General features: G+C 63.9%; 9 protein-coding genes and 1 pseudogene. 5 read left to right on the top strand and 5 right to left on the bottom strand.

The genetic code is table 11. The annotated features are described in order from the left end of the window. Positions 1-148: 148 nt before the first annotated feature. Positions 149-1,606: an APC family permease gene (locus LDP01_RS03275; RefSeq protein ID WP_224090164.1), complete on the top strand. Its 1,458-nt coding sequence runs from the start codon at positions 149-151 to the stop codon at positions 1,604-1,606. Continuing rightward, on the top strand, positions 1,596-3,275 hold the full coding sequence (locus LDP01_RS03270) for an amidohydrolase (RefSeq protein ID WP_224090163.1): 1,680 nt from the start codon (positions 1,596-1,598) through the stop codon (positions 3,273-3,275). The genes LDP01_RS03275 and LDP01_RS03270 overlap by 11 nt, the downstream gene beginning before the upstream one ends. 21 nt (positions 3,276-3,296) lie before the next feature. Here the strand turns inward: LDP01_RS03270 and hrpB are convergent, their stop codons facing one another. Then, the gene (gene hrpB, locus LDP01_RS03265) at positions 3,297-5,984 is read right to left on the bottom strand and encodes an ATP-dependent helicase HrpB (RefSeq protein ID WP_346658921.1); all 2,688 of its coding nucleotides are present in this window, start codon (positions 5,982-5,984) and stop codon (positions 3,297-3,299) included. An 85-nt stretch (positions 5,985-6,069) separates the two neighbouring features. Next, positions 6,070-7,114, bottom strand: a pseudogene (locus LDP01_RS03260) (NAD(P)-dependent alcohol dehydrogenase). A 130-nt stretch (positions 7,115-7,244) separates the two neighbouring features. On the opposite strand from LDP01_RS03260, the gene LDP01_RS03255 reads away from it, so the two are divergent. Genes LDP01_RS03255 through LDP01_RS03245 form a run of 3 tightly spaced genes read left to right on the top strand, consistent with a single transcriptional unit; the run spans position 7,245 to position 10,875 of the window. Next, on the top strand, positions 7,245-8,165 hold the full coding sequence (locus tag LDP01_RS03255; RefSeq protein WP_224090161.1) for a helix-turn-helix transcriptional regulator: 921 nt from the start codon (positions 7,245-7,247) through the stop codon (positions 8,163-8,165). Positions 8,166-8,186: 21 nt separating this feature from the next. After that, on the top strand, positions 8,187-8,591 hold the full coding sequence (locus LDP01_RS03250; RefSeq protein WP_224090159.1) for a (R)-mandelonitrile lyase: 405 nt from the start codon (positions 8,187-8,189) through the stop codon (positions 8,589-8,591). A gap of 52 nt (positions 8,592-8,643) precedes the next feature. Beyond that, positions 8,644-10,875, top strand: coding sequence for an HNH endonuclease signature motif containing protein (locus LDP01_RS03245; protein ID WP_224090157.1), 2,232 nt, complete (start codon positions 8,644-8,646; stop codon positions 10,873-10,875). Between the two features lie 82 nt (positions 10,876-10,957). On the opposite strand, the gene LDP01_RS03240 is transcribed toward LDP01_RS03245, so the two are convergent. The 3 genes from LDP01_RS03240 to LDP01_RS03230 form a co-directional block, all read right to left on the bottom strand. Next, positions 10,958-12,220 (bottom strand): RNA polymerase sigma factor, encoded by a 1,263-nt coding sequence (locus LDP01_RS03240; protein ID WP_224090155.1) that lies wholly within the window; start codon positions 12,218-12,220, stop codon positions 10,958-10,960. A 56-nt stretch (positions 12,221-12,276) separates the two neighbouring features. Beyond that, positions 12,277-12,696 carry a YciI family protein gene (locus LDP01_RS03235; RefSeq protein WP_224090154.1) on the bottom strand — a complete coding sequence of 140 codons (420 nt, stop codon included), beginning with the start codon at positions 12,694-12,696 and terminating at the stop codon, positions 12,277-12,279. Between the two features lie 218 nt (positions 12,697-12,914). Continuing rightward, positions 12,915-13,460 carry a hypothetical protein gene (locus LDP01_RS03230; RefSeq protein ID WP_224090152.1) on the bottom strand — a complete coding sequence of 182 codons (546 nt, stop codon included), beginning with the start codon at positions 13,458-13,460 and terminating at the stop codon, positions 12,915-12,917. Between the last annotated feature and the right edge of the window lie 4 nt (positions 13,461-13,464).

Raw genomic sequence — 13,464 nt, 5'->3', positions numbered from 1 at the left:
TCTCCAATCAATGTGTTGTTACGACTCTAGCCAGAAGTTTGGGCAAAGGTATTGTGCGCCCAATCACAAGGCCCTACGATAAACGAAAGCCTTTCGCTTATCGATCGGCTCCCCCCAAATCTCCCCGCATTAGATCTCCGAGGACACCATGTCTGAAATCGAAACCCGCCCTCCTGCAGCGGATGCTGGAAACGGGCTCAAGAAAAATGCCATCGGCACAGGCGGCATTGCCTTCCTGGTCATCTCCGCAGCAGCCCCCCTGACCGTGATGGCAGGTGTGGCACCTGTGGCCATTGGCATCGGGGGCATTGGCGCCCCCATGGGCTACGTCATCGCCGGCGCCGTTCTCTTGATCTTCGCTGTGGCTTTCATGGCCATGACCAAGCACGTCAAAGCAGCCGGCGGCTTCTACACCTACATCACTCTTGCCATGGGAAAAACGGTAGGTCTGGCCTCCGCCATCCTCGCCATCGTCTCCTATAACTGCCTGCAGATTGGCGTCTACGGGCTCTTCGCAGTCCAGACCCAGGCCATGCTTCGAACACTCTTCGGCCTGGACGTACCATGGCCGGCAGTCGCCTTGATGGCCGTCGCCGCCGTCTGGTTCCTTGGCTATCGGGGCATCGACGTCGGGGCAAAGGTCCTGGGTGTCCTGCTCATTGCCGAGACCGCCATCCTTGCCGTCATGGGCGCCGGCATCCTGGCGAACGGGGGCGCCCAAGGCATCAGCCTTGCCTCCTTCTCCCCCGAGCATGCGTTCACCCCTGGCGTCCTGGCCATCCTTGCCATCTGCTTCGCCGCTTTCATGGGCTTTGAATCCACCGTGCTGTACCGCCGTGAGGCCCGAAACCCGGACAAGTCCGTCCCGCGGGCAACCTACATCGCGGTCGGCTTCATGTCCGTGTTCTATGCGTTCATCGTGTGGACGGTCATCCAGGCCTACGGCGATGGTGACGTGATGGCAGCTGCAGGTGAGTTGGCCGACGGCATGTTCTTCGCCACGATCAATCACTACGTGGGTCCGTGGGCCGAGGTTGTCATGTACGTGCTGATCGTGACCAGTGTCTATGCCTCCCAGCTTGCCTTCCACAATGCCATCAACCGCTACGTTTACATGCTGGCAAAGGACGGCGTCCTTCCCGCTTTCCTCGGGAGGACCCATCCGAAGTACAAGTCCCCGCACCGCGCCGGACAGATCCAGACAGCCCTCGCAGCCGTCGTCATCATTATTTGCGCCATCGCCGGCGCCGATCCTTACAAGCAGCTGCTGATCTGGGTCAACACCCCCGGCATCTTCGGCATTGTCGCGTTGCAGGGACTGGTGTCCGTGGCAGCTTTCATCTACCTTCGGCGCAACCCGGAAGCTGTGACCAACCGGCTGCTCATTCCTTTGAGCATCGCTTCAGCCATCCTGCTCTTCGGTGTGGTTGCCCTGATCGCCATCAACATCGAACTGCTGACTTTCGCCGATGCCCTTACCAACACCATCCTCCTGCTGGTGACCCCCCTTGTTTTCCTGGCAGGCCTGCTGACAGCCCGCAGATTGCGCAGCGCCCGCCCACACATCTTCGCTCGGATTGGAAGCTTCGAAACCCATGACTCCTGACCTCATTGTCCTTGCCGACACCATCCACACGCTCGACGACCACCCGGATAACGGTTCCCGACCGGCCATTCAGGCCGTTGCCGTCCGCGACGGGTTGATAGCCGCCGTCGGAACCCGGGAGGATGCCCAGCAGTGGCGTGGGCCAAGTACACGGGTAGTGGACCTTGGCGGTGCGACACTTACGCCGGGCCTGGTGGATTGCCACATCCACCCGGTGTTTGGCCTGGACCTGACCATCGGCTGTGATCTGTCCGGCGCGTCGACTTTGGCTGAAGTACGCGCGCTGCTGCAGTCAGAATCAATGAACGGCGCAGAATCAATGACCGGCGCAGTGCCATCGGACGACGGCGGCTGGTTGCGTGCCTGGGGTCTGAATCCGAACGCGTTTGGCCCAGTACCCCTGCACCGGAGTGTGCTCGACGAAGTCTCCGGAGACCGGCCGGCGATGATCCGTTTGTTCGACGGGCATTCGGCGTTGGCGAACAGCCGGGCACTGGAATTGGCCGGGATCAGTGGCCGCGTTGAATTCGACCAGTCCGCCGAGGTGGTCTGCGACGCCGACGGCGTCCCCACCGGGATGCTCCTCGAAGCGGCGGCCATTGAACTGGTGCAGCGTCACATTCCCAAGGAATCGTTTGAGGACCGCAAGACCCGCCTGGGTGTCTTGCTCCGCGACTTCGCCCGGTCCGGCCTGACCGGCGGGCACGTCATGGACCATGACGAGGAGTCGACGGCTCTACTTCAGGCTTTGGAAGCCGACGGTGAGCTGCCGCTGCGGTTGCGGAGTGCGCCGTGGTGCATGCCGGGCACTGGCGTGGCCGAATGGAAGCAGCTTGCCCGCACTGTAGGCACCGGCGGACGCCGCTGGTCGGTCGAGGCCATCAAACTGTTCGTTGATGGAACCGTGGACAATGGGACGGCGTGGCTTTACGAGCCGGACCTGTACGGCCAATCCACTGCGCCATTCTGGCCACGGCCGGAAGAATACACAGCTGCGGTACGCTACTTTGCCTCCCGGGGAATCCCGACGGCGACACACGCCATTGGCGATGCCGGCGTGGAACATGTCCTGGACGCCTTGGAGTCGCTCCGCGGTGTTGTGCCCTCGGACGTGCTCCGCCAGACAGTTCACAGGATTGAACATATCGAAACGGTGCCCGACCAGCTGGTGGAACGCTTCCAGCACGCCGGAGTCGTGGCGAGTATGCAGCCGACGCACTGCACGCATTATTCCGTGGCTGACCACAGTGACAATTGGTCCACCCGGCTAGGCAAGGTCCGTGCCGACCGCGCATGGCGTTGCAGGGACCTCCGCGAGGCCGGAGTCACCGTGGGCATCGGCTCCGACTGGCCGATCGCTCCGTACGCACCCTTGCCGATCATTGCAGACGCCCAGTTGCGGCGCCGTTCCGGACATCCGGAGCAGGAACCCATCGCACCAGCCCAGGCGCTCACCGCACTCCAAGCGCTTGAGGGCTACACCTCGCACGCGGCGCGGGCTGCAGGACTGTGGGACGTTTCGGGCTCCATCACGGTGGGCAAACGCGCCGACTTCACCGCGTTCGAGCGGGACCCACTGACAACGGCCCCGGATGAGTTTGCGGCAAGCAGCGTAATAGGCACGTTCGTGGACGGCGAGATCCAGTTCATGTTGGAAAGGCTTGCCTAGCAGTTTTTCTCATCGGTCGGGTTACATGCGGTTCTTGGTTTTGGCCGTAGCCAGTGCCGTCCACGGATCTTCGGGCCAGGGATGCCTGGGGTAGCGCCCACGCATCTCTGCCCGAACCTGGGAGTAGGGCCCGGACCAGAACGAAGCGAGATCGGCTGTCACTGCCAACGGCCTGCCTGCGGGAGACAAAAGGTGGAAAAGCACCGGTACCCTTCCGCCAATTAGGCGGGGCGTGCGGTCCCAGCCGAAGCATTCCTGCAGCTTGACCGCTACAACCGGGCTACCGCCGTCGTGCTCCGCATTCTTTCGATCCGGCCCCCCGGAGCCGTCAGCGACCTCTGGGTACTCGATCCTCACCCGCGAGCCGCTGGGCACCTGAAGGCGCTCAGGCACCAGGCTGTCCAAGGTGGAAGCCTCGGGCCACGGGAGCAGGCGCCGGAGTGGATCGGTGAGGTCAATGGTGGCGGCCTGGGTACCGGTGGCCATGGATTCGAGCTCCGGGGCAAGCCAGTCATCCAACCTGGCCAACAGGGCGGATTCGCTGACATCCGGCCACGGATCGCCCAGCTCCCGGTGCAACAAGGCCAGACGCCGGCGCAGCGCATCTGCCCCAGCGGACCACCCGATCATCGAGAGTCCTGCCTTTTCCAGCGCAATTGCAACAGCATGTCGGCCCTGCTCGACGCTGGGGCGCACGGGCGTCGAGGACAGCACAAGGGCTCCCAGCCTCCGCTCAAGCCTGGCGGTCACCCGGCCTTGGGCGAAACGTGCCGTTACTTCCTCCACCGACAGCTCCGGCGCCGCAGCCACCGCCAGTTCGGCGGACAGGGGCGCCGCCGATCGGATCACGGCTCCCGTGCCCGCGGCATCCCTGCCTTGGGCGCGGGAAACCTCGGCCACGGCCAACCAGTCATGACCGGCCAGGGAGCTACCCGCGGGCAAACCAGCCCTGGTGCCCGATGTCAGCAGATACGTGGGTGCCCCTTGGCCGGGAACCCGCCTGGCAATACGGTCCGGGAAGGCCAAGGCGACCACGAACCCCGCAGCCTCCCTCGCTGAAACGTCCAACGGCGCTTTCACGACGTCGGAGGTCTCCTGACGCGCAAACGATTCCATCCGTTTGACGTCCTCGGCGAACCGTCGGGCTGCCGGGGCTGATCCGGAACGAACTGCGGCCAGGAGTTTTGTGAGATCGGCGCCAGGTGCGCGTTGATCACCGGCCACCAGTGCCACGGTTTCAGCGGCAAGGCGGCGGCCAACCAGCGCGGAACCGTCCAGCAACGCGCGGGCCAGCCGCGGGTCTGCCGGGATCTTCGCGAGTGTCCTGCCCAGGTCCGTGACAGTTCCTTCCACTGTCACAGCACCGAGTTCCCGAAGAACCTCGACGGCGTCATCCATAGCGGCACGCGGTGGTGCGTCGGGCAGTGCAAGCCCCCGGCCCCCGGGTGCTCCCCAGCAAGCGATGACCAGAGCGGCGCTGGTGAGGTCGGCCACCGAAATCTCCGGGGTTTGATGTGCTGGCGCAGCAGCGAAGGCCTGCTGGTCGTAGCACCGGACAACCCTGCCTGGTCCTTGGCGCCCTGCGCGGCCGGCCCGCTGCTCCGCAGAAGCCTTCGAGCAGGACACCGTCACCAGTCCGGACATGCCTCTGCCCGCGTCACGACGCGGTTCACGTGACAGGCCGGAATCAATAACGAGCCGGACGCCCGGCACCGTGAGTGACGACTCGGCCAACGCCGTTGACACAATAATTCGAGGAGGGCCGCCGGGTTCCCGGCCCGAAACCGCCCGGTCCTGGGCATCCGGACCGATCTGGCCGTGCAGCTCAAGTACCTCAACACCGGCCTGGACCCGCCCGCGGAGGCGGCTGGCGACGTCGGACACTTCACGGACGCCTGGGAGGAAGACCAAAGCGTCAACGTCGGGGTTCTCCACGAGCGCTTCCTCGTGGGCAGCCACCGTTGTTTCGGCAACATGGTTAAGGAAGCTGTATGCCACGCCGCGATCGTCCAAGCGCTGGCCCAGGGCCGGAACCCACTGGACCTCCAGGGCGTGCAGCACGGAAGGACAGTCGACGACGGGAGCCGGCACGCCGCCGTCGGCCTCCCCCAAGCCGCCTCGCTCCAGCCCGTTTTGACCCAGCAGGCTGGCGAAACGCTTCGCGTCAACGGTTGCCGACATGGCCACCAGCGTGAGGTCGCCCCGGAGTTCCTGGACTTCCGCGAGCATGCCCACCAGCAGGTCGGTTTCGAGGCCTCGCTCGTGGACCTCATCCAGGATCACCGCTTGCGTGCCCTCAAGTCCCGGATCAGCCAGGAGGCGCCGCAAGAGAATGCCGGGAGTGACGAATTCCACCACAGTGTCCGGGCCCGATTTGCTCTCGCCGCGGACTGTATAACCCACCCGGCTGCCCAGACGGCTGCCGTCGAGCGAGGCAAGGCGGCGGGCGGCTGAACGCGCGGCCACCCTGCGCGGTTGGGTGACGACGACGCGGGGCGGGCCCGGGCGCCCCTCCTCCACGAGGTTGGCCAGCAGCGGAGGAACCAAGGTTGTCTTTCCCGTCCCGGGTGGCGCCTGGACGACCACCGTTCCGCCGTCGCCCTGGCTTTTGAGCGCGGCGGTGAGCTTTCCCAGGGAATCAGCGAAGACCAGATCTGCGCCAATGGTCTCCAGTCTAAAAGTCACCACACCATTGTCCCTGCTTGCCAGTACTAAAAAGGCCACGCCCCTCGATCAACCTGACGGCTGCGAGGAGGCGTGGCCCCTTCAGTGGTCTTGCTGTTGGGTCGGCGTGCTAGCCAATGGTGGACGCGTCAATGACGAAGCGATAACGCACATCGGAGGCGAGTACGCGCTCATAGGCATCGTTGATCTTGCTGGCGGGGATGACCTCAATCTCGGCACCGAGCCCGTGCTCGGCGCAGAAGTCCAGCATCTCCTGGGTTTCGCGGATTCCGCCAATCATGGAGCCGGCGAACCTGCGGCGCCCACCGATGAGGGCGAAAGCATTCACGGGCAGCGGCTCGGCCGGCGCGCCAACGTTCACCAGCGTGCCGTCAAGGCTCAGCAGTTGCAGGTAGGCGCTGATATCGATGGAAGCACTGACCGTGTTGATGATGAGGTCAAAAGTACCTGCCAGTTGCTCGAACGTGGCAGGATCACTGGTGGCGTAATAGTGGTCAGCGCCAAGATTGAGGCCATCTTCCATCTTCTTCAGGGACTGCGACAAAACCGTCACCTCGGCACCCATGGCGTGGGCAATCTTGACCCCCATGTGGCCCAGGCCGCCCAGGGCCCACGATCGCGACCTTCTTGCCAGGGCCGGCTTCCCAGTGGTGCAGCGGGGAGAAAGTCGTGATGCCTGCGCACAGCAGCGGTGCAGCAACGTCGAGATCCAGCGCTTCAGGGATGGTGACGACAAAGTCCTCGTTCACCACCACGCTGCTCGAGTAACCGCCCTGAGTGACGGTACCGTCACGGTCAATTGCTCCGTAAGTGCCCACGTTGCCGTTGAGGCAGTACTGTTCCTCGCCCGCCAAGCAGTTCCGGCACTCCTTGCACGAGTTGACCATGCAGCCAACACCAACCCGGTCGCCGACTTTGTGCTTGGTGACGTTCGGGCCAACTTCGGTAACGATGCCGGCAATCTCGTGGCCAGGGACCAGCGGGTACTGCTGGGGACCCCAATCGCCGCGCACAGTGTGGATGTCCGAGTGACAGATGCCAGCGAATTTGATGTCAATGTGGACATCGTGAGGTCCAACCCCGCGACGTTCGATGGTGGTCAGGGTGAGGTCGCCCGTGGCCGAGGGTGAAGCATAAGCGTTAGCGGAAGGCATGTTTCTCCTGCGTGATGAAGATCAGTGGATGTTTCCATCTAACCCTCTTTTCCACAATGCAAGGAGTTACTGCTGTTAGGGGTACTGACAGGGACTCCCTTGGGAGACCAAAACCCCTACCGTTGGAAACATGGACAACCGTACCGAGACGCGCGATTTCCTCTCGACACGAAGAGCGAAGATCACCCCCGAACAAGCTGGGCTTGCCGCCTATGGCGGCAACCGGCGCGTCCTGGGGCTCCGCCGAGGCGAAGTTGCCATGCTTGCCGGCGTCAGTGTTGAGTACTACACCCGCTTGGAGCGGGGGAACCTCTCAGGCGTCTCGGATAGCGTCCTCGAATCGCTCGCCAATGCCCTGCAACTGGACGACGCCGAACGGGCGCATCTCTTGGACCTCGCCCGTGCGGCCAACGACGGCGGGCGGTTGCGGCGTCGGCCGGTACGGAAGCAATCCATCCGGCAGGGCGTCCAACTCACATTGGACGCAATCACCCATTCGCCGGCATTCGTGCGCAATGGCCGGCTCGATATCCTCGCTACCAACGCCTTGGGCAGGGCACTGTACTCGGAAAGCTACGACAACCCTTCCGGACCACCCAACCTTGCCCGCTTCCTCTTCCTCGATCCCCGCAGCCATGACTTCTACACCGATTGGGAACGGGCCGCCAACGACACGGTGGCCATTATGCGGACTGAGGCCGGGCGGGACCCTTACGACCGTGGACTCACTGACCTCGTAGGCGAGCTGTCCACCCGCAGCGAAGAATTCCGTGTGCGCTGGGCTGCGCACAACGTCCGGCAGCATTACACCGGCAAGAAACAATTCCGTCATCCGATCGTCGGGGACCTGCACATGCTCTACGAGGCGTTTGAGTTGTCCGCTGACGACGGCCTGACCATGACCATCTACAACGCGGAGCCCGGCACCGGGACTGAGGATGCCCTGCAACTGCTTGCGAGTTGGGCTGCCACCACGCCCGCCTCTGAACCTGGCACGCCTGAACCCGGCCACGACCTCCGCGCGACGAAACGCAAGACGAACCGCAACTAATTCCGCAACGAAAAAGGAACGATGGAGATTACCCCCAAAACCAACAGCACCAAGGGGCCATCAGGGCTCTTCACCGGCGACGTATATTTCGACGTCATCGCCAAGGGAGACGAGCCCTCCCGGCTGCGGGTGAACATCGTCCGCTTCGCACCGTGTGCGAGAACGGCGTGGCACACCCACGCGGCTGGACAGACGCTCTACGTGACCGACGGTGTGTGCCTGGTGCAGGCGCGCGGAGGCGAGGTCAAGGTGGCCCGTCAAGGTGACACCATCTACACACCGCCGGGCGAGTGGCACTGGCACGGTGCTGCTCCGGACCATTTCATGAGCCACCTTGCCATGTGGGAAACCACCGGAGCCTCAGACGGTTCCGAAACAACCTGGGGCGAGTTGGTATCTGATGAGGAGTATGGCTATCCCGGCTGAGCCCTTGGAGGTGCTTCCTAAAAATGTCAGACCCTGGTGAGAGGGTTTATTCATGGGAAGCATTGGGGAAATTATGGCGCGTCGGGCAGCGATGCCTGGTGTCGCGGTGCGCCCCCGGGGCCTTCCCCGAGGAAACCACACCGGTCCTGCCAGCGGCCATGCCGGCTGTGAAAGCCCGAGGGCGTCGGCTGCGGCAAGCGGCGATTCGGAGAAGCTCAGGGCCATGGCGCTGCTTCGCGGCATTGAACCGAAATCCTTCGCCACCCTCAGCGAAATGGACCGTGAAGTCGAGCGTGTTCACGGCCTGGAACCACTGCCCTTCGCTGGCCTTGAGGGCGATCCTGAAGTTGAAGTCGATCCAGGAATTAGGGTCGATCCTGAAGTCAGCCCTGTTTCCCCAGGAGTGGGCGGTTCCCTGGGACTTGGGAGTCCGCTAAGACATCAGGGCGCGCCGGGGCATGAGGATACGCTCGGGCTTGGGGATGCGCTGGGGCTTGGGGATGCGCTGGCTGAGAGCGTTGAGGCCTTGGAAAGTCTGCGTTCCGTCACCGTGGCCGGTGCCGCGGGGTTCGGGTTTGCCGAAGCCGCGGGGTTCGCCGGGCGGGTGGAGGAGATCGCCCGCACCGTGGAATACCTGCAGGTCATCGCAGCCCACGCCGTGGAACGGACCCGCACCCAAGCCCAGCAGGCACGGCCCTCCTCCGCGGCAGGCACGGGATGGCAGACAGGCTGGACCAACCCCGCACCCACACGACCAAACCCCGCCACCGCCACCGCCACAGCCACAGCTGCAGGATCCGATACTGCTGCTGGATCCGCCGCCGTTGCTGGCTTCTCCACTGCCGGCGGATCCGCCGCCGCTGCTGGCTTCAATACTGCTGCTGGATCCGCCACCGCTGCTGGCTTCAATACTGCTGCTGGGTCCGCCGCCGCTGCTGCGGCGGACGCTGCTGCGGTGGCCGATGATGGCTACCGCAACGCCGCGGAATTCCTGCGGGCCCGTTTGCGTATCGGCATCAGCGAAGCCCGGCGCCGGCTCGCCCTGGCCTCCCAGGTCCTCGCCGGGACCGGAATCGCCGGGCAACACATCCCGGCCCGCCGCGAAATCCTGGCCCAAGCCCTCGAATCCACACAAATACCCACCCGGTCCGCGAGCATCATCAGCACCGCCCTGGATAAAGTACGGCTCCTCACCGACGAGGAAACCCTCACCCGGATGGAACACGCCCTCACCCGCACCGCCGCCGGGTCCGACCCCGACTTCGTCCTGAAAATGACCAAACGCTGGAACGACCTGATCGACCAGGACGGCCCGGAACCCAGCGAAGAAATCCTCCGCCAGCTCCAAGGCACCTTCATCCGCAAACCCCGCCACGGACTGCACCACCTGGAAATCTTCGCCACCACCGAACAATACGAAACACTCACCACCGCCATGAACACCGCCACCAACCCCCGCCTCACCACCGCAACCAACACAGCCACAGCCACCGCGGCCACCGCAGCCACCGCAGCCACCGGCGAAGGCAACGTCACCGGGGAAACCAACGAGAGCATCGACGGGAGCGGCCATGGGAAGGGCGACGGTGACAGGGCCAGCGACGGGGCCGGCGGCGGGAGCGAACCAGCCGGGCCGGACCTGGACCGGCGCTCCCGGGCCCAGAAACTCCTCGACGGCCTCGTCGGAGCCTGCGCCGTCGCCATGACCACAGGGAAACTGCCCTCCAACGGCGGACTCCGACCCCAGCTCGCCGTCACCATCGACGAACGCGACCTCTTCCAACGACTCACGCGCATGGCCCCCACCCGGACCACAGGCACAGGGACCGGACCTGACCCGCAACACCCCCGGCTCAGCTCCGGCTCCGCCACCTTCGCCGGCCCGATCCACCCCGACACCATCCGCAAAATCGCCTGCGACGCCGACATCCTCCCCGTCCTGCTCGGAACCGACTCCCGCATCCTGGACATCGGCCGCACCACCCGGATCTTCCCGCCCCACATCCGCAAAGCCATCACCGCCCGGGACCAAGGCTGCGCGTTCCCCGACTGCACCATGCCCGCCCCCTGGTGCGAAGCCCATCACATCACCTACTGGTCACACGGCGGCACCACGTCAACCGACAACGGCACCCTGCTCTGCAGCCACCACCACCACCTCATCCACAAAGAACAATGGACCATCACCACCACCACCGGCGTACCCTGGTTCACCCCACCCCCACACATCGACCCCAACCAAACACCACGACGCAACCACCACCACACACCCCTCAGAACATAAGAGAGCCTCCGAACATGAAGAGTGCCCGGCTATAAAAGTGCCCGGCGCACATCGAGGGGCTAGCATGCACCCGTTTGAGCGCTTACTGGCGTTCTCCGGGTTGCAAGTCCTTGATTTTTCGCTCAAGGACCAAGCGTTCGGCGCCGCTGGAGCACAGTTCAAGAGCTTGGTGAAATGCTTCCCTCGCTTCTTCATCGCGTCCAAGCCGCCACAGCAGCTCGCCTCTTACCGCCGGCAAGAGATGCGAGCCCTTGAGTTCCCCCCTGCGATCCAATTCGTCAACGAGGTCCAGTGCGGCGGCAGGGCCGGAAGCCATGGACACGGCGACGGCACGGTTCAAATCGATGATGGGCGACGGCGTGAGTCGCCCGAGCGCCTCGTACAGAACCACGATTCGATCCCAGTCCGTCTCCTCCACTGAGTGCGCCACAGCGTGGCATTCGGCGATGGAAGCCTGCAGCCCGTAGGCGCCGAGCCCACGGCCGGAACCAGCCGCCGTCGAAAGTGCTGCGCGTCCGCGCCGGATTGCTGACTGATCCCATCGACGCCGATCCTGGTTTTCCAGCAGGATCGGCTGGCCATCCGCGTTGAGCCTTGCCGGGAACCGCGCCGCTGTGAGTTCCATGAGTGCAAGCAACCCGAATGCTTCGGGCTCCGGTGCCACGCGGACCAGCACTCGGGCAAGTCGACGTGCTTCACTGGCCAGCTCGGTCCGCATCCAGTTTTCTCCTCCGGAAGCGTAGGCTCCTTCGTTGAAGATCAGATAGACGACATTCAGCACCGAACCAAGCCGCTCAGGGACCTGTTCGGCTTCGGGCACTGCGAAGGGGACGCGCGCAGCAGCGAGCGTCTTCTTGGCCCGGGTGATGCGCGCCTGGATGGTTGGCACCGGGACCAGGAATGCCTTGGCGATCTCTTCCGTGGTCATGCCGCCCACAACGCGAAGAGTCATGGCTATCCGGGCTTCCCTGGTCACCACGGGGTGGCAGGAAATGAACATCAGGGCCAGGACGTCGTCGTCTATGGCTTGGGGGTCGAACAGCGCATCCACGCCCGCTTCTTCCTCCGTGAGGTCGCGCGCCAGCAGCGCATATTTGTCGTCCAGAGCGGCCCGCCGCCGGAAAGTATCGATGGCACGACGGCGACCCGCTGTGAGGAGCCATCCCACGGGATTGGCAGGTGCGCCGTTGACAGACCATGACACGAGGGCCTCTGCGAGTGCTTCCTGTGCGAGGTCCTCTGCCAGTGGAAAGTCTCCGGTATAACGGGCAAGGGCGCCGACAATACGGGCGGATTCGCTGCGCCACACCGCTTCGACGGCGGCCCTTGCCTCGTTACTGCTCACGTCAGGTGCTTCTCACGTCAGTTACTGAGTGCTGCCCAAAGCAGTGCCCGTCCGGTCTAGAGCTGTCCGGTCTGTTCGCGCCAAGCCCGCTCCTTTTGGATCCATTCGTTGTCCTGGGGGAATTCGTCGATGCTGGTTACTCGTCGGATCTCCGTCTTGGTGCCCGCGGTCATCGGCGCACGCTTGGCCCACTCGACGGCTTCCTGCTTGGACGCAACATCGAGGATGTAGTAACCGGCAAACAGTTCCTTGGTTTCACCGTACGGACCATCAGTGACCACCGGAGTGTCGCCGGTGAAGTCGACCACGACGCTTTCCTTTGCATCGTCCAGTCCTTCTGCAGCCAGGAGCACCCCGGCGCGAATCAGTTCATCATTGAACTTGCCCATGGCTTCGAGGATTTCGTTGAAGTCAATGTTCTCGAACTTGGCGAACGATTCGTCGGTTGCCCGCATGATCAGCATGTACTTGGCCATTGCACTCAATCTCCTGTGTTGTGGAAGGTCGCCCTTCGACCTTCTCATTCATGGGTCGAACAGTGCGAGACGAAATCGACAACCTCTCAAAAGAATTTTCCTGGTTCTTCCAGAAGCTGTTTGGCCTCAACGATAAGGATCCCCTGGAGCTGTCCAGGGGATCCTTATTGCTTTCGGAGCATCGCGGGGTGGTTACTCCTGCCCGGGGGGGCAGCGCCTTAGTGGCCGCCGCCTCCGATGACTCCAGCTTCAACAGCTTTGGTCACGGCATCCGCTTCAGCCTGTGTGAGCTTGCCGTCCGCCACGGCCTTGTCCAGCCGGGTCTTGAGGGCAGCGGCTCGCTCCTGCTGGGCGGCAGCACGAATTTCTTCCAAGGCGGTAGTGACCTTGGATTCGTCAATGCCCAGGGCTGCGGCCAGGGACTTGGCCAAGGCTGCTTCCTGCGCCGCCCGGTCCGGCTTGGTTCCTTCGGTGCCTTGGGTTGGTGGCGTGGTGGGCTTATTCGCTTCTCTGAAGGCCTTTAGTGCGTCGGTGACTTTGGCTTCGTCCACTCCCAACTTGGCGGCAAGGTCCGCTGCGAGCTGGCCGCGGTCCGGACCGTGGCCTCCGGGCCTTCCGTGGCCCTGCCCGGGCGTGGTGGCATCGGCTGACGACGTTGCGCTCGGCGTCGTGGTGGCTGAAGCGACACTGGTGACACCCAGCCCTGCGCCCAGCGCCAACGCTCCGGCTGTGATGCCCAGCGTGATTCTCTTGGTCTTTGACATGGTG

Origin of the sequence: Arthrobacter sp. StoSoilB13 (assembly GCF_019977255.1) — a bacterium.
In the GTDB taxonomy this organism is placed as follows: domain Bacteria; phylum Actinomycetota; class Actinomycetes; order Actinomycetales; family Micrococcaceae; genus Arthrobacter.
This window is presented reverse-complemented; position numbering and strand designations above follow the sequence as displayed.

What these genes read in the sequence shown, in the direction of transcription:
- LDP01_RS03245 (WP_224090157.1), top strand. Translation starts at nt 8,644, where the DNA reads ATGGGAAGCATTGGGGAAATTATGGCGCGTCGGGCAGCGATGCCTGGT.
- LDP01_RS03250 (WP_224090159.1), top strand. Translation starts at nt 8,187, where the DNA reads ATGGAGATTACCCCCAAAACCAACAGCACCAAGGGGCCATCAGGGCTC.
- LDP01_RS03230 (WP_224090152.1), bottom strand. Translation starts at nt 13,460, where the DNA reads ATGTCAAAGACCAAGAGAATCACGCTGGGCATCACAGCCGGAGCGTTG.
- LDP01_RS03235 (WP_224090154.1), bottom strand. Translation starts at nt 12,696, where the DNA reads ATGGCCAAGTACATGCTGATCATGCGGGCAACCGACGAATCGTTCGCC.
- LDP01_RS03275 (WP_224090164.1), top strand. Translation starts at nt 149, where the DNA reads ATGTCTGAAATCGAAACCCGCCCTCCTGCAGCGGATGCTGGAAACGGG.
- LDP01_RS03270 (WP_224090163.1), top strand. Translation starts at nt 1,596, where the DNA reads ATGACTCCTGACCTCATTGTCCTTGCCGACACCATCCACACGCTCGAC.
- LDP01_RS03255 (WP_224090161.1), top strand. Translation starts at nt 7,245, where the DNA reads ATGGACAACCGTACCGAGACGCGCGATTTCCTCTCGACACGAAGAGCG.